This window comes from Paenibacillus sp. FSL K6-1230, assembly GCF_038002385.1.
Taxonomy (GTDB): domain Bacteria; phylum Bacillota; class Bacilli; order Paenibacillales; family Paenibacillaceae; genus Paenibacillus; species Paenibacillus massiliensis.
Genome location: NZ_JBBOCK010000001.1, coordinates 1,860,944 through 1,880,453 on the forward strand (window position 1 = coordinate 1,860,944; position 19,510 = coordinate 1,880,453).

Genomic DNA, 19,510 nt, shown 5'->3' on the forward strand with positions numbered 1-19,510 from the left:
CTTATTGTCGTTTGTATGTGCTTGGTGATAATTCCCTATATCGATCCACCTACTTGTGACAAATACAAAATAGCTGCAGTACTCTTACTGTACAAAGAAGAGCACTGCAGTCCTTGAGGACAGCCTTGTCATGCCTGGGCAGCAGCAGGTCGCTTCCAGGAGCTGGCTGAATAAGAAGGCTGCTTGACGAGACGCTTGCGGCGTCCCGTAAAGGATTCGGATTGGACAGGGGGTGCCGGACTTAGAGGACTCGTTCCCGTGAAGGATGAGGTGGTGGGAAGCGAAGTGCTCAGACCTAGATAAGCCCGCATTCGCTCATACATCTCCATACGGAATTCCGACATGGGGATGCTAAGCTCGTGCTGCTCTCCATGTGCTTCATAGGCGGCCCTAATCAGTCGCTCATCCTGGTGAATCTCCAGCACGGCAATGGAACGCTTCCTGAATTCATGCTTCACTTCGGACATTAAAATGCCAGTCCGGTCAGCTCCAGCGTGTACTAATTCTACATACAAGCCGGGTGTCTTAAGTAGTCCGCTTTCTTCCAATATATGACTGTCTCGTTCAAATACCTTTTGGATAAAGAGAAGAAACAGATAGCTTCGAACTAATGATAATTCTTCCTGTGTAACGACTGTCATAGCAAGTCACCACCTTGGGAATAATTGTGTGAGTGTTCCTGTCAGGGAACTTATGTTCTTATTTTAACTCGTTCATATGCATAAAATCAAGTCTCAATGCATAAAAGGCATGAAAATTTCTGGGTATGTGCTAGAGATCTGGGTTATGTGTTAGAGATTCGCAGGGAATTCGTAATTTTTAAAATATGTATTGACTCAATTTGTACTGCATGTTATGATCTATCTTGTCGCTGCAATAGCAGTCTGATACGCGGTCGTGGCGGAATTGGCAGACGCGCACGGTTCAGGTCCGTGTGGGCTAACCCCCCGTGGAGGTTCGAGTCCTCTCGACCGCATCAATCAAGAAGCACTTGAATTGATCCTTTAGGATCATTCAAGTGCTTCTTTGTGCTTCATTGCAATCCAAGCAGTGTTAACAGGAATTGTGGAGGGTTGTTCATTTCAATTGACTATATCGACTATCAAATTCCGCTACTGAATCGGGGTTTGTGAAAATGTATGGCGATGCAGGCTCCTCAATCATGCGGATCTGTGCTGCCTGAATGCTGAGGGTATCCTTGCCGTTCATGGATGTGGTCTTAATAGCCCCCTCAATTTCTACCCACGTATCCTCGGGGAAGACGGCGGCATTGTCCCCTTCGACCAGTACGCCGAACGGCATGGCATCAGCAGGACAGCACATCATGAGAAAGCGGCTGATCACGAATGTATTCGATCCCATGCCCTCTTCCCGATAGACGAAGCCCTTCAGCGAGATGGGTCTATCCTGAAATTCTTCCTTATACATATCTATAGCACCGATCGTCTCCGAGAAAATGGAGGATTCAACATCAATCACTGGTAAAGTATAGAGTCGCTTAGCTAATTCAGCGAATTCTATGGAGTATTTATCCTTCGCTACGAACAATTTGTCCAGATTCTGTTGTCTAGCTACTGGGTTCAGGCTCTGTTGCTGCCCGGGGACGTCTGGAGCAGTTGGAACAATTGGATCTGATGAACCACTCTCTCGTTGGAGTGTATCCAGAAGTTCCGGAGCTGGGACGGAGTACAGCATTCCTTTTTTCACAACCATGCCGCTGCCTAGTGCTTGATCAGGCAAGAGCAATCCGAATAATAGTGGGACTACAAATAGACCATAGACGTTCACGTTCCTGAATAATCCTGTTGGCATTGGGTGCTCACAGTCACAAATTTTCTCCCTGCCTCCCGTGAGGGTATGCCACAGCATTCCGATAGCAATGAACCATAGCGGCACAGGACAAAGCAGTAACAGCTTTTGCATATTTGGAGCCAGATAATAGTGTAAGGCTTGGGTCTCATTCAGGTGCGTAATGTAGCAGGCTAGAGCAATCAGCAGGAGTGACCGGCTGAAATAGTGGATGCGGACTTTGGCATGAAGGGCCATACGAGCTTCTCCTTTCCTAAGTGTGCATATCGTTCTTATACAGGCAGTGTTAGACGAGAATATCGATAGCCATCGACCCCAGAAGTATCAAGATCAGGAGCAGGAGACTAAGAACAGCCACAAATCGGAGCTTGAACGTGGCCAGCAGCATCAGCAGGCTTTTGAAGTCCAGCATGGGTCCAAGTACGAGAAAAGAAACGAGCGGTCCAATAGTAAAAGAGTGCGTAAAAGCGGATGCCACAAATGCATCAGAGGTAGAGCAAAGTGACAGTATGAAGGCGAATCCCATCATGAACAAATATGAGGAGAGCGAGCCACTCCCCAGATCTAATAGCTCATCACGTGGAATGAAGGCTTGAATACACGCAGTGACGAAGGCGCCCAGTACCAAATATTTGCCCATCTCCATCAATTCATTGCCCGCATGCACGAAGAAGCTGTCCCATGTTCTAGAGTGCTCATGAGAGCTCTCTGATCCGGTCTGTGCATGAAATCGTTGCAAGGATTGCTTCAGGGGGTTGCCAGAATACAGTAAGTAGATGATAAGGCCTATAGAGACCGAGACCGCCAGTGCCAGTCCCATTCGGCCCCATACCACTTCAGGATGTGCGCGAAATGCCATGAGAGTGGCCATAAACACGACAGGATTCAGAATCGGACCGCTCAGTATGAAGGTCACCGCCATGTAGGCAGGCATCCCTTTCAGCATCAATCTGCGTACGACAGGAATCATGCCACACTCGCATATGGGGAGAATGACTCCAAGCAAGGATGCGAGCAGCACGCCAATCACTGGATTTTTGGGCTGCAGGCGGCGAATCCACTGCTCTTTCACAAAGATCTGAAGCAGTGACGACAGAAGCACTCCTAATAATATGAAGGGCAGCGCCTCTAGAAAAATCCCGATAAAAATGGTCTTGATATGCTGTAGCTGCGGATGTACGAGAAGATTACTGTCGTGAGACCAGACGGTCAGAGCAGGAATCAGAAATATCATGACGAAAAAGAAGGGGAGCGTCTTATACACCGTTGAAGCATTCATGCAGGGCCTCCTGAAATAGAGTAGAGTAAGAGAGTATCCTATAACCATTTTTATTCGGGGATTGTGAAGACATGAGCGATTTCATGAAATTAACAAAATAGCGCACAGCGCTGATTGGAGCGTGTACGCTAAGGTTATCAACTGAGAACGCTCGTCTTCCACTCTGACAATAAGGAGTTCTCATCCAGCTCGAAGCCGATAATGACCAGATAATAGTCGCCTTGGTAGGAGGTTTGCTCCTGCCGGAGATGTCTCCCCGCAAATTGAACCAGTGAGGGGGGAGAGGAATGCTCCAAAGGAACGTAGCCCTTGGCCCGCAGTACCCGATGTCCTTTGGACTTTAGCCATTTAGCCAGCTTCTGCAAGGATATGGGGGTCTGTTTGCTGATCGGGACCATGATGGTCTGGATGCGGGAAAAGGAAGTCTGGGCCTGCCTCCCAGAACGCGTAGAATCTCTACTATTGTGGCGGTGAGTAGATACAACCTTGAATGCAGAAGAGCTACTGATTGCCGTAGATGTACTGGATGCCATAGATTTAGTGGGTGTATTAGAAGTACCAGAAGTACCAGAAGTACCAGAAGTACCAGAAGTACTAGATAAACTGGATTTGTTAGATCCACTAGATCCACTAGGTCTACTAGCTTGGAGATCTTTGGGTACGAGTCCTTCGGTGACAACCCCCTGCTTGAATTCCCCATGTATGGTATGGAAGATGTTGGCTTGCCCGTTGTGTTTGCGTATCAAGCGTTCAACCTTGGAGAGCTGTGCATGGGGGACGAGATCCTGCTTATTCACTAATACGATGTCTGCAATTTCCAGTTGGCGGCGTAGAGTGTGCACGAGTTCTCGATCCGAGGAGAAGATGCTGCTGTATTCTAGTACATGCTCTGCATCTAAGACCGTGATGATCTTATGGAGAGTGATCTTGTGATGCAACGTGGGCTCGGACATGGTATCAATGACCTCTTCAGGATTGGCTACACCAGTGAGCTCGACCAGGATGACATCCGGAGCTAGAGCCAGCAAACTTTGGAGGGAGCCAGCGATTTCACTCTTCTTGCTGCAGCAAATGCAGCCGTCAAATAGCCTTTCAAGCGGAAGGTCCTGTACGGCTTCGGTGATAATTCTTCCATCTACATCTGCCTTGCCCAACTCGTTCATCAGTATGGCGGGCTTGATCTTGCTTGCTCGCAGAGTGCGGAGGAGCTTCAGAAGCAAAGTAGTTTTTCCGCTACCCAAAAATCCGCTGATGATGATTACTGGTGTTTTATTCATTCGCGTGTCTCCTAACGGTTATAGATTCTCGTATGGGGGCTGGATCTGTGCCTTAAAGCAAAGATATTAGATAGGGAGCACTTGCTAGATGCGGTAAGTATACTTGTATATACGCATAACTGATTGTAATAATTACTATTTTGTGGAATGAAAAGTAGTCACTGAGGAAGAACTGATGACTTATGTGGCCTAAAGATAACTTGAATAAGTGATTTGGAACGCAAAATAGATATGTAAATTCTACCAATTGGATGTGTTATTTAGCATTCGAATAGGTCTAAATACCTATCTATTTTAAAGAGAGAAGGATCAATTACCATACATTACAAAACGTAGTGTTATCAAATGGTTACAACATTTTAACCTTTGGGAAACCGAGGTTTTTCAGGCCAATGAAGGCTCTTTTCCTGATACCTAGTGCTCAAATGTGCCTGAATCAATACAGGACTTTGGCCTGATGATCGCTTCGGACCACCCGTTTACAATGGGACAAGCCCGGTTCACGGCGACCAGGTTAAAATTCTGTTACATCAGGAGGAACACGACATCATGAACTGGAAGAGCAAGATCATTACAGCAAGTGCAACAGCAGCGATGCTATTCGGAAGTCTTACGGCAGGTACATTCACGGAATCGGTATCGGCTGCCGCAGTGAATAGCTCCAAAGCGAAGGTCATCTGGGGCGTTAATTTGCGGACCTCGCCGTCCACGTCAGCGAAAATTGTTCGTCAGCTGCCAAAAGGTGAGACGATCACGATTATCAGCCAATCTGGTTCAGACTGGTACAAGGTGCAGGATTCGTCCAACCGGACCGGATATATATCCTCCTCATCCAAATATACGCAAGCGATCAGCGGGAATAACAGCTCAAGCAACAGCAACAATTCCTCAGGCTCCAATAATGCTTCCGCAACTAAAGGCAGTGCGGCTGTCGAGAAGGTGATTGCTGCCGGCATGAAATACTGGGGCACACCGTATGAATTTGGCGCAAGCCGGAGCAGCACAGCTACGTTCGATTGCTCAAGCTTTGTACGTCAGGCGTTCCTGGATGCTCTGAGCGTTAAGCTCCCTTCTGATTCTCGTCAGCAAGGAGATTATGTGAAAGCCAAAGGTAACGTACAGAAGGATTGGAAGAAGCTGAAGCGCGGTGATCTGATGTATTTTATGTCGTATAAAGGAACCAAGTCTTCAAGCTACAGTGGCGTGAATAAATCGACAGCACGGATTACACATACAGGCATCTATCTCGGAAACGGCAAAATTCTGCATACGTATTCAAATGCAGGTGGTGGCGTGACCATCAGCGATATTGCCGGCAAGCACTGGGAGTATCGCTTCCTCTTCGGAGGTAGTGCACTGTAACTATCTGAAAGGAGTTATATATGCCCACACCGAAAAGTGAAGCGTTGAAGAAATGGATGGACCCGATGTATATCGAGTCTATACAACCGCATATTGAAGCCATTGCAGCAGGCCAGGATGCCGTAATTGAACGGGCAGACCTGTCTGGACTTGATCTGGACCATCCCGTCATACCGGCCTTGCAGTTGAAGAGCCTGTTTCGCTCCAGACTGGTGGAGGTCGATCTGGCATATGCTTGCCTTGGCGGCAATATGAATTATTCAAGCCTACAGGGCGTGAATCTGACCCATGCTCAGTTGGATCGTGCAATGCTGTCTCACTGCGAGATTAGACATTGCAATTTGGCCAACACCAAGCTGATCGTGAATATGGAACGGACGGTCGTTGAGCATTGTTCCTTCCGGGAAGCACGTATAGGAACAGGGAGACTGGGGCTGGAATACGGAGGACGGCGGACTCAGTTCCATCATTGTGATTTCTCTGGCGCGGTGCTTCGTGGTGTGGAGCTTCGTGTATGTAGCTTCGTAAATTGTGTGTTTGATCAGGTAGAATTCAGAGGTTCTCTACAAGCCTCGCGCTTCGAGAACTGTACGTTCCATCAAGCGCGTTTCATTGATTGTGATGTGAGTGGAGTGAAGCTTGAGGGTGGGGTCCCACCGTCAGCGGATCAATTCGAGAAAATGGACTTACCAATCTGGGCGTATAGCAATTGTGATTAGCTTATCAAGAAGACTCCTGTGCCATCGTGAGGAATGGTGCCGGGGTCTTCTTTCGTTTGCTTATTTTAAATGTGTAAAGTGGTAGTTTGACATTGGATTAGGTAAAGAGTACAATAATTAAATCGTAATAATTACTAATAAAGGAGAGGTGAACATGAGAGTTGTTGTTACTTTGGCATGTACCGAGACAGGAGACCGCAACTATACCACCACGAAGAACAAGAGGACACATCCAGAACGGATGGAGCTGCGCAAATACTCCCCACGTCTGCGTCGTTATACGCTGCACCGCGAGACGCGCTAACTGGCTTGCCTGTGAGGAACTACAGCTCGCTTGATCACGAATAATCCTTGCAGGAGAACCGAAGCCTCATGGCTTGGCCTTTCCTTAGGATTGAATCAACATAAGCATCAGCCAAGGACTGATTAAGTCTATAGAAGGAGCTCGACCTGAATGAGTAAACAGCGTACCAGCTCACGTCTGCCCCGATCCAAGGGCACGGATGTAGCTACCGTATACACCCCGAAGGAGTGTGAGCGCAAGGTGAGGCGCGTTGTGCTTCCTGCGGAGAATCGGAATATTGTTGAAGAATTTATTACTATTCTCGGCATGAAGGAGAAGTTCGAGCATTATGACGTGCCGATTCCAAATAAGATCGTAATGTTCGGGCCTCCGGGAACGGGGAAGACACTTACAGCTTTTTATATTGCGGCACGTCTTCAAATCCCTTTAATGCTGGTAAGGCTGGATGCGATTATTCATAGCCATTTGGGGGAGACGGCAAGTAATGTTCGCAAGATTTTTGACTATGCCAGTACAACGCCATGCGTCTTGTTCCTGGATGAATTCGATGCGATCGCACGAACACGCGATAATAACGACGAGGTCAAGGAGATGTCTAGAGTGGTCAATACAATCCTGCAATGTCTGGATGAATTCGAGAGCAACAGCGTATTCATGGCCGCCACCAATCTGGAGGAACAACTGGATCACGCGATCTGGCGCCGTTTCGATACAAAGATGACCTACAGCATGCCGGATGACAGGAGTCGAAATGAGTTCGTTCGTCTGCATCTGGATCAATTTGCTCAAGAGGAGCATGTTCATGAGGAAGCATCTCAAGTGCTGCAGGGCTGCAGCTTTGCCGATATGGAGCAGATCATCCTCAAGGCCAAGCGCAAGGCAATCATCGAAGATACCCCGCTAAGCATTCTGCACATCAAGCATGCTTTCGCCGAATACAAGCCTAGGATTATATCTGGATCTGCAGAGGGCAGTGCTGTATGCAAGGAATAGTCAGGACATTTCATTTACTGTATCAAGGTACATAAGTGCATATGATTCATTTAATATTTAGTGCCAGAGAATCAGAAATTGTGAAAACAATCCGATGGCTCATAGCATCAGCGAGCTGATTAAGGCCATTCAGCAGGGGAATGCTGACGCCTGGCAAGCGATGACCGTGACCAGCAGCAAGGTAGGATGGGAGCGCATCTTGCCACAGGGGCCGAGCGCATCTTCGAAGAGATCGTGCGTGGTCTGGCAGACATCCATGATCAAAGCAATGAAATCTCCTCCTCCTCCCAACAGCTCATGGCCGGTTCTCAGCAGATCCATGCGACCGTAGATCAATTGGCGCTGATCGCGAAAGACACCTCGGGTCATGCCCAGACGGTGGCGACGGCCTCTGAGGAGCAGCTGGCATCCATGCAGCAGGTAGCCTCTTCTTCGGCAGACTTGTCCCATCTGGCACAAGAGCTACAACAGTTGACAGCACGCTTCAAGGTGGATTAGTTAGTCATACAATCCATACTTCGTTGACTTGCTTATAGCGTGTGCTATAATGTAACTCGTCCATGTAGATACAGGTTCTTTCAGTGGCATTCCTGTGCCGCTGGGGAACCTTTTTTTAGATTATAGATGACCGGATTCATAGCAGAGGTTCGATGATAAGTCAGCAGATGTGTTTAGGAGCGATAAGGGTGTCGGCATTATGGACTCAGGGGGATAAAGCATGAAGAAGAAGGAATTTATCATTCACGATTTGCTTAGCAAAATTTATCAGAATCAATTTCCCGGCTTGAAGCTCCCCACCGAAAGAGAGCTTGCCAGGCAGTATGAGGTATCCCGCTATACCATTCATGAGGCGATTCAGAAGCTGCGCTATATGGGGATGGTTAAGGTCGTCCAGGGCTCGGGAATTTTCATTGAGAAAAATATACAGTCTAGCCCGCTCATCTATAACTCTCTGACGGAGAATCCCTACTCTAGCATCACCTCCAAGGTCATTGAGCTTCTCCGGGAGCCAGCGACGTCCAATGATCAGCAGATCTTCGGGATCACCAGCGAGGAGGAGGTCTGGACCTATCAGCGTGTACGAATCGTGAATTATCAGACGGTACAGATTGAGCAATCCCGACTGCCAGTGAGGCTATTTCCCATGCTTACCATTCAGGATGCCGAGCATTCCATTCAGTCTTTTGTCAAAAAGCATAGATACACCATCTCCCATTATCTCAACACCTATGAGGCTATTGCACTGAATAAAGAGCAGGCCACATTGCTGCAGCAAAAAAGAAAAAGCCCGGCTATGAAGATATCAAGCCGGGGCATTCTGAATAATGGCATCATATTCGAGACGAGCGAGATTGTGGCGATTGATTATAAATGCACTTACTTGACCGCATTCAACAATGCGCATCATAAGCGTAGAAATCAATAAGTACGCATATCTGAGAGGGAGTAGCCCTAAGGTGTCATCAGCGTGCCGTCCGGTAGACGGGCCTGTGTCCATTCGTGCATGCGATATTCTACCGGAAAGTTAAGCGCCGCGGCCTCATTGAATTCTACCCCGATTCCCGGATGCTCCAGCGGGTAGATATATCCGTTCCGGGCATCCAGCACTGGAGAGAATACACTGCGAGTATTCTCCTTGATCGGAATATTCTCCTGAATGGCTGCACTGTGCAGATGAATGTTCAGGTGTGTGTTCACGGCAATCCCGATCGGCGTAATATCAGACGGTGTATGCCAGGCAATACGAACCCCGAAGGCCTCACAGAGGGCGCCCAGCTTGAGCGCTGGGGTAATGCCACCGATCTGGGAGACGTGACAGCGGATATAATCAATCTGTCGATTCGCAATCAGGCTCCTCCACTCTAGCGGGTTATTGAACAGTTCGCCTGTGGCCATTGGAGTAGAGGTCTGTGAGCGAAGCTGCTGCAGCCATTCGTTCTGGTCTGGCGGTAGAATATCCTCGATAAAATAAGGCTTGTACGGCTCCAGATCCTTGGCAAATTGGACAGCCTGGTTCGGGAACAGCCGCTCATGCACATCATGCAGAATGTGGAAGCGATGCTGATACTTCTCTCTCAACTGCGCGAACATGCGGACGGTTGTCTGCATATATTCGTCCTGATCATAATAAGAGCCAGGTGTAGACTGCTCTGGTGTATGCAGCTGCGAAGGGTTCCCTCCATAGAAGCCGAGCTGACAGCGAATGTGCTTGTAGCCCTGCGCGAGAAGAGTGTCCACCTCATGGTACAGCTCCTCAATGTTATCAGCTACAGCATGCGTATAGGCAGGGACGGCGTCCCGCGATTTTCCTCCAAAAAGCTGGTACAACGGCATGCCGGCCAGTTTGCCCTTAATATCCCACAGAGCCATGTCCACGCCAGCTATCGCATTATTCGTGATGGGCCCATTCCGCCAATAGGAATTTACCATCATCATATGCCATAGATCCTCGATGTTGTTGGCATCTTTTCCAATGAGTATGGGTCTAAGGTATTCCTCTACCAAGAGCTGAACAGCCTTCGGACGCTGTTGAAACGTAGCGCAGCCGAGCCCGACCATATTATTATCTGTTGTCACCTTGACGACCACCAGGTTATGGCGATCCGGCTTTAGCACAAAACATTCCACATTTGTAATCAGGGAAGGGTTCATAATTCTCCTCTTTTCTCAGAAATCTAACTTTATTGAAACACGTCTGAAATGCAGAATCAATTTGGTCGGGTAAAAGTGGCGGATTGTAAAATAAACCAGACCAATTTTATATTTAATTCAACAAAAACCTTGTTATATCAACGTTTTATTGGGAAGTGGTGTGAATTTTGGACTGCTTTTTATCGCGTGATCTTTGTGATACCATTCAGTGTGTAAACGGAACCAAAACTCAATTTTCAACAGACAGGAGAATTTTCGATGAGTACATTGAAGACGGTACAGGAGATCATTTCTGGCGTCGGTGGGGAGCAGAATATTGACAACGCTTGGCATTGCATGACCAGACTCCGATTTGATCTAAAGGATAAAAGCAAGGTGGATGTCGAGAAGATCAAGGGTCTCGAAGCGGTGCTTGGTGCACAATTCAACCAGGATCAATTTCAGGTCATCCTTGGTCCCAAAGTCACAGAATATTACAATGCACTCGCTAAGGAGCTGAAGATCGGGGACGCAGATCAGGAAGAGTCTAAGGACTCACAGCCAGAGAAAAAGACAGGCCTGGTCACGTTATTCATGAACATTGTATCGGGTGTATTTGGACCGATCGTTCCTGCCATTGCTGGCGCGGGGATGATCAAGGGATTGCTGTCCGGGTTGCTTGCACTTGGTTATATTTCGGATCAGAGTCCGACGGTGCAGATTATTAATATGATAGCGAGCGGTGTGTTCACCTTCCTGCCATTCTTCCTGGCAGTATCGGCAGCCAAAATCTTCAAGACTAATGAGTATTTGGCGGTTGCCATTGCAGCCACCATTATGTTCCCAACCATGGTTGATGCAGCTAAGGCTGGGGAAATTTCATCCTTTGCATTCCTAGGCTTTATACCGATTCCTGTATTTAATTACACCGGAACCGTTATTCCGATAATTTTTGCTGTATGGGCGATGAGCCATATCCAGAAGTACGTAAGCAAGGTTGTTCCAGAAGTGCTGAGGACTGTAGTCGCACCTACACTTACGCTGTTCATTTCTGGTCTGCTGGCTCTTGCTGTGATCGGTCCGATCGGGATTTATTTGGGCTATGGCCTAGCTTGGATGATCCAGGGATTGTTTGATATTTCGTCTGTATTTGCAGGGGTCGTAGTAGGGGCGATTCGTCCGCTCGCTGTATTTACGGGGATGCACCATGCCATGACACCGATCGCATTGCATAACTTCGCCACCCAAGGGTGGGATATGCTGATGCCAATGATGTGTATGGCGAACTTCTCGATTGTAGGTGCTACCTTCGCAGTCTATTTCAAGAGCACCACTGCCAAGGAGAAATCAATTATCGTGTCTGCGTCAATCTCTGGGCTGCTGGGTATTACCGAGCCAGCGCTGTTCGGCGTCCTGGCCCGCTTCAAGAAGGCCTTCCTCGCGGCGATTATTGCGAGCTCTGTGGCATCGGCCTTCATCAGCTTCTTCGGCGTTAGGCTGTATGGCTACGTATTATCGAGTATTTTCAGTATTCCTGCCTATATCGGACCTTACTTCGTGTATGCAATTTCAGGCATGATTATTGCCATCGTATTGTCCTTCACGATCAGCTATTTGCTGCTTAGCAAAGCTGAAGTGGCCAAGCAATCGAATCCGGTAATTTAATACTCTAAAAGTTAACAGAGCAGTGCTTCTCTTGTAGGTGGAGAAGCACTGCTCTCTTTTTCTTGTAGATAATAGAATTTATAAGTTTTCAGCGAAAAGCGATCGCCTTAGCCTTCCCATTCATGTAATAGCATAGCAGCGGCACCCGTAGCCACAGCCTCGTCCAGCAGCTGGCCTTGGGAGAAATGCGGACTATATTCAGGGTAGTGGTACAGGTTGCATTTGGCTACCTCGATAGCTGTCTCATAGACCAAAGAATGAGCATTAATGAGTGCTCCGCCCAGAATGACATACTCCGGGTGCAAGGTGTTGATGAGATTGGCAAGGCCAATTCCCAGATAGGCAGCCGTTTCGGCGAATTGGGATTTGACGAGCGTATCCTCCTGCTCCAGGGCTTCGATCAAGGAGGAGAAATGAATATCCCCCAGGGGTAGACCGCTCAAGAGGCTGGGACGACCAAGCTTGAGCTGCGAGCGAACGCGATGCTCTAATGCAGGAACAGATACATAGGCTTCGAGCGCTCCGTAATTTCCTCCTTCACGCAATCTTGGACCATCCGCCTGAATCACCATTTGACCGATTGCACTTTCCGTATCGACGGCTCCTCGGACAATAGAACCTCCTGACATCATTGCTGAACGGATGCTAGCCCCCGCATGAACATAGAGCATATGCTTCAGATCCTCATTATGCAGAGCCCAGTGCTCGCCCATCAATGCAGTATTGGAGCCATTGTCCAGAATGGCTGGTATATTCAGCCGCTCTTGAAGCATGTCGCAGATCGGAACCTGTACCCACGCTGCAGATGGGAATAATTCAGGCTTTAATATGACTCCTTTGCGTGCATCAAGTGGTCCAACGGCTCCAATGCCGATGCCTAGCACATCCTGAGGCTGAATTCGATACTCCGACATGAAGCGCTGAGCCTCCTCGGACACCAGATCAACCAGACGCTCGGGTGTCATCTCGGCATCCATGATCCAGCGCACAGAAGCGAGGCGGTTCAGATGCATATCATACAGGCCCAGGGAGGACTTGATTCGCGAGATTTCCAGGCCGAACAGATAACGGTATGTAGGATTGGTCTGGAATAGAATCGGTTTGCGTCCGCCGGTCGAGTTGCCAAGCCCGGAGATGATAATTTTTCCTGACGTGGTCATGTCGTCGAGTGTACGGGTCATGCTGCTGCTGGTCAGCGGAAAATATTGCATCAGGTCGGCCTTGGAGGCCGTTCCCATGTAGGAGATACGATTGTAGATTTCTTTCTGGATGGAAAGTTTGGAGCGAGTAAGCATATATAAAGCCTCCATTTCCAAGCTATTAGGTCGGGATATATTTCAGTATAGCGAGAAAGTTGGTTTTTTTCCAGTAAAGTCAATGGGAATGAGTGAGCAATTCGTACATATTTCCTGCCCGTTCCTCACACAATGAAGGCACATGTCTAAGAAGGTGTTCGCAGTATTAGAACATTTGGCTGAAAAGTACGGTAGATGGATTACTTGGGATTATGTAACTAGGAGGAAAATGCAATGAAAAAGGATCAGAGGCAGTCAAGACATACTAGCCATTTTCTGAGTAGCAAGCTCCTGAGTGGTAAGTATCTGAGTAGCAAGCTCCATGAAGGTAAATCCCTGAGTTATAAGTATCTGAAGAGCAAGAGCCTACTAAGAATAACCCTAGAAAGCAAGGCTCGATGGGGGCTCTTGTTCATCTCCATGCTGCTTGTATGTACGTTAATGCCGCACACAGCCAGTACTTATGCAAGTGGAGGGCAGGTAGAGGGAGGAATTGCCGATATTCATGCTGCGAAGGAGCTTAAGGCTCAGAGACAGTGGTCTTATGTAGCCAATACTGTAACAGAAGATACAACATCGCCTTCTCCTCCAGCCTCTAAGCGCAAGAAATGGGCTATCATTATTGATGATTTCGGCAACGACATGAAAGGGACAAAGGAGATGCTTGATCTACCTGTTCCAATCACGGTTGCGGTCATGCCCTTTCTTCCTACGACCAAGCGTGATGCTACCGATGCCCATCGTAGAGGCCATGAGGTCATTGTACATCTTCCGATGGAGCCCAACAAAGGAAGGCCCGAGTGGTTGGGACCAGGGGCCATTACCTCAGGACTGACTGATGCAGAGGTACGTGAGCGTGTGCAGAAGGCCATCGCGGACGTCCCCTTCGCTGTAGGGATGAATAACCATATGGGCTCAAAAATCACATCGGACAAGCGTATCATGTCCATCGTGCTGGATGTATGCAAGGAGCGTGGAATGTTTTTTGTGGATAGCCGTACTAACTACAGATCCGTTGTTCCCGAGCTTGCTGCTACGAAGGGCCTGCCGCCTGTTCGTAACGATATTTTCCTCGATCACAAGTATGATCGTAACCATATCTTCTCGCAGATGAACGTTGTATCAGACTGGTTCCGGGAGCATGACACCTGTGTCACGATTGGACATGTTGGGATATCGGGTCTGCATACGTCAGCAGCTATCCGTTCTTCGCTCCCCAAGCTTCAGCAGCAAGCCGACATTGTGGGACTGAGCTCCTTGATCAGCGATGTATGGCATTGGAGACCGGATCCTACCATGCCGACAAATAATGAGTAATGCCATCCGCGATGGAATCGGCAATAGCCTTCTGACCTGCCGTCGATTGAAGTAGGCGTCGATCCTGTTCGTTGCTTATGAATCCCGTCTCTACGATCACGGCAGGCTGTTTGATGTGATTGAGTAAATAGAAGGCTTTGCCGCTCACAGAAAGCCGTGAGGTTCCATGCAGCTGATTCAAGGCCTGCTGGATACAATCAGCCAATAGGTAGCTGTGTCCTTCATGCTGATATAGAACGATAGGGCCCTGACGATCCGAACGCTTGCTCCAGTTGGCATGTAGACTGACGACCAGAACGGTGGGCAGCTCCTCCGTCAAGCTCTTGCGCTGAGCGAGATCCTTGCGGTGTCTGGAGGATTTCAACCAGTGATTGTGCTCACTGAGGGCATAGTCCCCGTCCCGGTTCAATACGGCTGCATATCCGCTACTGCGTAATAAAAGATACAGCTTACGTGCAATGTTCAGATTAATCTCCTTCTCCAGCACACCATGATGGCTGGTTCCCCCGTCAATTCCTCCATGACCGGCATCAATGATAATGACTGGACTTGTGAAGATCGGGTGGTGTGGCCCGTCCTCTTGTGTTATTTCTTGCGGGAGAGGGGTGGAAGAAGCATCAACGCGTAAAGCTGTCGATCCTGTGAAGCTGCTGCCTGTCAGTGAAGGGAGCAGTGTGAACATCAGTGCACCGATAACTGATTTCATCAGAAATGTGGGCATCTTGGGTGATCCTCCTGAAAGATGGACGTATTTGCCATTAGGATGTGTAGCACAGAGGATAATATACGCAGTGGTCTTGTGGCAGCCCATCATGCCAACGATCATGCAGCTAAAACACAATTTTCATTTCCATATAGGGGTAGGAATGGCCCCGTTATTATGGATTGAAGTCTGGATGGGTCTTAATTACGTTTACATGTGTGCCTTCCTGTACATGCTATAGATAGGGTCCTTTTACACAGGACAGAGATTCATACTAAGCATCTAAGCACATGAAGGAGGAATAATCATGGCTTCCAGTAGCGATCTGGTCAAATACATTACGGAGCAGGTTGTGCAATACATGAGCACCCCACGTTCAGAGCGGCGCGAGCGCAGACATGGCAGGGAGCAGTGGCGGACTCGCTGGTTCGGCATGCTGCCCTTCTCCATACACATGTGGCTACGTTCGGCACGCAGAAGGGAATGACAGTTCCCTTTGATAACAGCCAAAAGGTTCATGAAGCCAGGTTTATGAAGCCAGGTTCATAAAGCCTCTTCTTTTCACGTCTCGGTAATTCGTGGAAGGGGGAGGTTTTTTGTGCTGACGATTACTTGGTGGTCTAGCCTTCGAGCATAGTTTGTATCCCTTTACATGTGATTTAAGGATTGCTCTTTAAAATAAATGACATTTAGTCGATATATGCTTATAAAGGAAAGGGGGTAGGTCTATAAGACTATTCATTTGTCTATAAATTCAATCATTTTAAGAAAAAAGACCTGATTTATAGACTGAAGAGAGATGTACATACATTTTTTTGGGGGGTTATGACACGTGAAGGGCCTATCTATTAGTCGTAAATTATTATTAGGTTTTCTAAGTGTGCTCGTGCTGTTGGCTGCTGTTGTAGCAATTTCTTATACTCAATTTCTTTCTCTGAAGCAGACATTTACTGAGGTTGTAGAGAACCGTACAACCAAGTTACTACAAATCAAGGACATGATGATTAATTCCAAGACTCAGCAGGTTACGATTCGAACCTATGTGATCGGAGCGAACGAGGAAGGAGAACAGCAGTTCAACACGCTTTACAAAGAGTATCAGACGATCAGTGCAGAACTTCGGAAAACAATCAAAGAACAAGACATGATTGACCTTCTTGGCCATGCTGATCAGGTAGGTGCGGATTATTACAGCTTCGGTCAGGAGATCATTGCACTCAGTAAGCAGGACAACACCGATGAGATTAGGGCTCAGCTACAGACTAGAGGTCCCGAGCTGATTACTGATTTTTTGAACACAATCACCGCTATGGAAGACTTCCAGCAGAAGGCGCTGGATAAAGCAATCGTAGACTCGAATACTACAATTAGTACCGTTCTTCGGAACATTCTGATTATTGGTATCGTAGCTGTTCTTCTTGGTACAGGTATTGCATTGCTGATCGGCAGACTCATTTCCAGACCGATTATCGCAGTATCCAAGGCAGCTACCCGCATTGCCGAGGGGGATCTGACAGGTGAAGCTGTTGTCGTTCGCAATCAGGATGAGACAGGTGAGCTGGCCAAGGCCTTCAATGCTATGACAGATAACCTGCGCAGTCTGGTTCATCAGGTAGCTAGCAACGCTTCAATGGTGGCAGCCTCCTCTGAGGAGCTGACAGCGAGCACGCAGCAGACGTCAGCAGCTACAGAGCAGGTTGCAACAACCATGGATAGTATCGCCTCTGGTATGGATACGCAGGTACATATGGTTAATGAGAGCTTCCAGTCTGTGAATCAATTATCGGTAGGCTTCCAGCAGATTAAAGACAATACCCAAAGTATGACAGAGCAGGCCGCAGGCGCTTCGACGATGACTGTGTCAGGTGCAGCGTCCGTACAATCGGCTGTGGAGCAGATGCAATCCATCCATCAGACAGTCAATGGTCTGGCTTCCGTCATTGATGAACTTAGTACTCACTCCCAGGCGATTGGTCAAATGGTTACGAGCATTTCGGAAATTTCAGCACAGACGAATCTCTTGTCTCTCAATGCTGCGATCGAAGCGGCAAGAGCAGGTGAGCATGGAAGGGGCTTCCAGGTTGTTGCATCAGAGGTCCGCAAGCTCTCTGATCAATCCGCCCGTTCGGCGGAAGAGATTGTGAAGCTCGTGGCGGCCATTGATAAAGGTATGGAGCATGCCTCGAAATCCATGAGTGAGGTAACAGCGGAGGTTCAGGAAGGTATTCTTCTTGTGAATAAATCCGGCGAAGCCTTTGAAGAAATCCGTGAGGCTGTCAGCAGCTCTGCATTGAAGACGCAGGAAGTCTACAGCGCTGTTGATACCATGTCTTCTGGATTGGAACAAATTAATGCGAACATGAAGACGATTACTGAGGTTACTGAAAGTGCGGCGGCTGGCACCGAAGAGGTGAGCGCTACGGCGGAAGAGCAGCTGTCGGCGATGGAGCAGATCTCCGCAGCGTCCACAGATCTGGCGAGCATGGCAGAGGAGCTGCAGCAGGCCATCAATCGTTTCAAGGTGTAAACATAACAGGCTTATTTAACGACGCATATAAGCATCCTGAGTCATACAAATATCTTGATAACGTGCTGATATTATAAGTTATTCCATAGGTGCATAACTTTTTTCTAGCCAAACCTGCTCTAAGTTATGTAGGATGTCTCCATCCTTAATTTGTTGCAGGTAAGGCCAAATAGTGTAGAATATTCTAAATAACGACCCAAAGGCTACTAGATGATCGGTGACGATCCGCTAGCAGCCTTTTTTGTGTACAGTTCTTAAGCTTGAAACTGGAATTATTGCAGTATCAGGACGGACGTGATGAGTTGAGCTATATAGGTGAAGGTGCTAGGCTTTTTGTAGTGCAGCTCAGAAAAAAATGTCTGAGAATTATCTTGTGGATCTGTGGATCTGTGGATCTGTGGATCTGTTGATCTGTTGATTTATTGCTCTTTTGGGTTTTTATTGGCCTGCAGATAGCCCTGTAGCTTGTCCTGTAAGCTGACCTGTAAACGTATAAAAGCTGCCTGCCTCCAGTAGTCGCGAAGCTGGTACATAGCGTATAGCCTCACTGCTACCGGTCACCCGAACATATGTAGCTGTGTGTGCGTCTGGCGCAGGTACAGTCTTCCAGCGCTGCAAGCCGCTCAAGGTAAGTGGTCCGCCATAAGCGTAGTTTGCCCCTGTAGCACTATAGACCAGTGGAGAAGAGGCTAATGCTTGCTCCAGCTGCTGATGGTTACGGATTGGCAGAGGCTTGGAGGTCAGCCAGCCCAGATGCTCATAAGGGGATAAATCTGCTGTAGCGGTAGAGAGCGCTGCATCGGCAGCATCGGTCAGAGGACTAGCCAATTCCATTGAAGCAGCCCTGCTCTCAGGCCCTACCTTTGAAGCTGGAGAAAGCTCATTGGCCTTCAAGGGCAGCTCCTCCCCAGTGAAGGCATCTATATAGAGAAGCTCGTCATGGCTACCGGAGCGGACTGCCCAATAGGCTGTCATGGGAGCCGTATAGTAGGCTTGAATGGCGGATTGCTCTCTGGGAGCAATGCCGCGCTCAGGCTCAGCAATGGCGATCCGCTCCAGAGCATGCTCCAGCGTATTCATACTGTAGGGAATCTGGTCCCCTGCGCCATATTCGTTCAGTAGGTATGTGCCATCCTGCTGCTGGGTGAAAATCATGTAACCAATCACTCTATTCTTCTGATTCACGTGTACGAGCCAGCTATGTGTACCAGGCCCCAGTGGGTAGAATTGAAGCTGCCCCGCAGCCCAATCCTCGAAGTCAGCCTGCTTCCCAAGCGTACGTACTGCGGCTTCAGCAGCGCGCATGACGATGCTTGGTGCAGCTTGATATACCCCTGTATCTGGAGCTTTTATAGTAGGGGGAGCCGAGATAACAGGCTGTATATCTTGTATAGCAGAGCCTTGAAGCTCTGCTGCGGAGTCAGCTGCAGCCTTATTGATCATCGAAGACATCGGATGGAGCAAGGACAGGCCGATCAATGCGGCTGTCAGAATGCCCACGCTTTTACGAAATGCTGAATGGTTCATACGTTCCCTCACCTCTTCTGCAGGACAGGTATCGAACAAGAGTGCTTGTCCCTACACGTCTAGCATAATATGATCCTGCCAAAAAGACTGCCGCAACCTGTC

At 48.2% G+C, this 19,510-nt stretch carries 18 protein-coding genes and 1 tRNA gene; 11 read left to right on the forward strand and 8 right to left on the reverse strand.

The genetic code is table 11. From position 1 onward, the window contains the following. Nucleotides 1-128: 128 nt before the first annotated feature. Nucleotides 129-641, reverse strand: a complete 513-nt coding sequence (locus MKX74_RS08220) for a hypothetical protein (RefSeq protein ID WP_018885879.1) — start codon at nucleotides 639-641, stop codon at nucleotides 129-131. Nucleotides 642-891: 250 nt separating this feature from the next. On the opposite strand from MKX74_RS08220, the gene MKX74_RS08225 reads away from it, so the two are divergent. Beyond that, a tRNA-Leu gene (locus MKX74_RS08225) sits at nucleotides 892-976 on the forward strand. A gap of 101 nt (nucleotides 977-1,077) precedes the next feature. Here the strand turns inward: MKX74_RS08225 and MKX74_RS08230 are convergent. From MKX74_RS08230 to MKX74_RS08240, 3 genes are all read right to left on the reverse strand, one after another. Then, nucleotides 1,078-2,046, reverse strand: a complete 969-nt coding sequence (locus tag MKX74_RS08230) for a TIGR03943 family putative permease subunit (RefSeq protein WP_341178032.1) — start codon at nucleotides 2,044-2,046, stop codon at nucleotides 1,078-1,080. Between the two features lie 49 nt (nucleotides 2,047-2,095). Then, complete coding sequence (locus MKX74_RS08235; RefSeq protein WP_341178033.1) at nucleotides 2,096-3,088, reverse strand: permease; 993 nt, start codon at nucleotides 3,086-3,088, stop codon at nucleotides 2,096-2,098. A gap of 137 nt (nucleotides 3,089-3,225) precedes the next feature. After that, nucleotides 3,226-4,365 (reverse strand): CobW family GTP-binding protein, encoded by a 1,140-nt coding sequence (locus tag MKX74_RS08240; protein ID WP_341178034.1) that lies wholly within the window; start codon nucleotides 4,363-4,365, stop codon nucleotides 3,226-3,228. Nucleotides 4,366-4,914: 549 nt separating this feature from the next. Between MKX74_RS08240 and MKX74_RS08245 the strand changes: the two genes are divergently transcribed. The 6 genes from MKX74_RS08245 to MKX74_RS08270 all read left to right on the forward strand — a co-directional run bounded on the left by MKX74_RS08245 (nucleotide 4,915) and on the right by MKX74_RS08270 (nucleotide 9,169). Further along, complete coding sequence (locus MKX74_RS08245) at nucleotides 4,915-5,727, forward strand: C40 family peptidase (RefSeq protein WP_341178035.1); 813 nt, start codon at nucleotides 4,915-4,917, stop codon at nucleotides 5,725-5,727. A gap of 20 nt (nucleotides 5,728-5,747) precedes the next feature. After that, nucleotides 5,748-6,446, forward strand: coding sequence for a pentapeptide repeat-containing protein (locus tag MKX74_RS08250; RefSeq protein WP_341178036.1), 699 nt, complete (start codon nucleotides 5,748-5,750; stop codon nucleotides 6,444-6,446). A 154-nt stretch (nucleotides 6,447-6,600) separates the two neighbouring features. Then, nucleotides 6,601-6,750: a 50S ribosomal protein L33 gene (gene rpmG, locus MKX74_RS08255; RefSeq protein ID WP_341178037.1), complete on the forward strand. Its 150-nt coding sequence runs from the start codon at nucleotides 6,601-6,603 to the stop codon at nucleotides 6,748-6,750. Between the two features lie 150 nt (nucleotides 6,751-6,900). Beyond that, entirely contained in the window at nucleotides 6,901-7,743 is an 843-nt protein-coding gene (locus MKX74_RS08260; protein ID WP_341178038.1) for an AAA family ATPase, read from the forward strand. 186 nt (nucleotides 7,744-7,929) lie between these two features. Then, nucleotides 7,930-8,241 carry a hypothetical protein gene (locus MKX74_RS08265; protein ID WP_341178039.1) on the forward strand — a complete coding sequence of 104 codons (312 nt, stop codon included), beginning with the start codon at nucleotides 7,930-7,932 and terminating at the stop codon, nucleotides 8,239-8,241. 220 nt (nucleotides 8,242-8,461) lie between these two features. Next, nucleotides 8,462-9,169, forward strand: coding sequence for a GntR family transcriptional regulator (locus MKX74_RS08270; protein ID WP_341178040.1), 708 nt, complete (start codon nucleotides 8,462-8,464; stop codon nucleotides 9,167-9,169). A gap of 26 nt (nucleotides 9,170-9,195) precedes the next feature. On the opposite strand, the gene MKX74_RS08275 is transcribed toward MKX74_RS08270, so the two are convergent. Next, nucleotides 9,196-10,395 (reverse strand): enolase C-terminal domain-like protein, encoded by a 1,200-nt coding sequence (locus MKX74_RS08275; protein ID WP_018885869.1) that lies wholly within the window; start codon nucleotides 10,393-10,395, stop codon nucleotides 9,196-9,198. Nucleotides 10,396-10,653: 258 nt separating this feature from the next. On the opposite strand from MKX74_RS08275, the gene MKX74_RS08280 reads away from it, so the two are divergent. Then, nucleotides 10,654-12,039, forward strand: a complete 1,386-nt coding sequence (locus tag MKX74_RS08280; protein WP_018885868.1) for a PTS transporter subunit EIIC — start codon at nucleotides 10,654-10,656, stop codon at nucleotides 12,037-12,039. 107 nt (nucleotides 12,040-12,146) lie between these two features. On the opposite strand, the gene MKX74_RS08285 is transcribed toward MKX74_RS08280, so the two are convergent. Further along, a complete protein-coding gene (locus tag MKX74_RS08285) occupies nucleotides 12,147-13,334 on the reverse strand; it encodes an ROK family protein (RefSeq protein ID WP_341178041.1) in 1,188 nt (395 codons plus the stop codon). A 234-nt stretch (nucleotides 13,335-13,568) separates the two neighbouring features. Between MKX74_RS08285 and MKX74_RS08290 the strand changes: the two genes are divergently transcribed. After that, nucleotides 13,569-14,651 (forward strand): divergent polysaccharide deacetylase family protein, encoded by a 1,083-nt coding sequence (locus tag MKX74_RS08290; protein WP_341178042.1) that lies wholly within the window; start codon nucleotides 13,569-13,571, stop codon nucleotides 14,649-14,651. On the opposite strand, the gene MKX74_RS08295 is transcribed toward MKX74_RS08290, so the two are convergent. Then, nucleotides 14,626-15,372: an N-acetylmuramoyl-L-alanine amidase family protein gene (locus tag MKX74_RS08295; RefSeq protein WP_341178043.1), complete on the reverse strand. Its 747-nt coding sequence runs from the start codon at nucleotides 15,370-15,372 to the stop codon at nucleotides 14,626-14,628. The genes MKX74_RS08290 and MKX74_RS08295 overlap by 26 nt on opposite strands. Before the next feature lie 289 nt (nucleotides 15,373-15,661). Between MKX74_RS08295 and MKX74_RS08300 the strand changes: the two genes are divergently transcribed. Further along, a complete protein-coding gene (locus MKX74_RS08300) occupies nucleotides 15,662-15,841 on the forward strand; it encodes a YqzE family protein (RefSeq protein ID WP_018885864.1) in 180 nt (59 codons plus the stop codon). A gap of 345 nt (nucleotides 15,842-16,186) precedes the next feature. Continuing rightward, complete coding sequence (locus tag MKX74_RS08305) at nucleotides 16,187-17,881, forward strand: methyl-accepting chemotaxis protein (RefSeq protein WP_341178044.1); 1,695 nt, start codon at nucleotides 16,187-16,189, stop codon at nucleotides 17,879-17,881. Between the two features lie 438 nt (nucleotides 17,882-18,319). On the opposite strand, the gene MKX74_RS08310 is transcribed toward MKX74_RS08305, so the two are convergent. Then, entirely contained in the window at nucleotides 18,320-19,408 is a 1,089-nt protein-coding gene (locus MKX74_RS08310) for a hypothetical protein (RefSeq protein WP_341178045.1), read from the reverse strand. Nucleotides 19,409-19,510 lie beyond the last annotated feature (102 nt).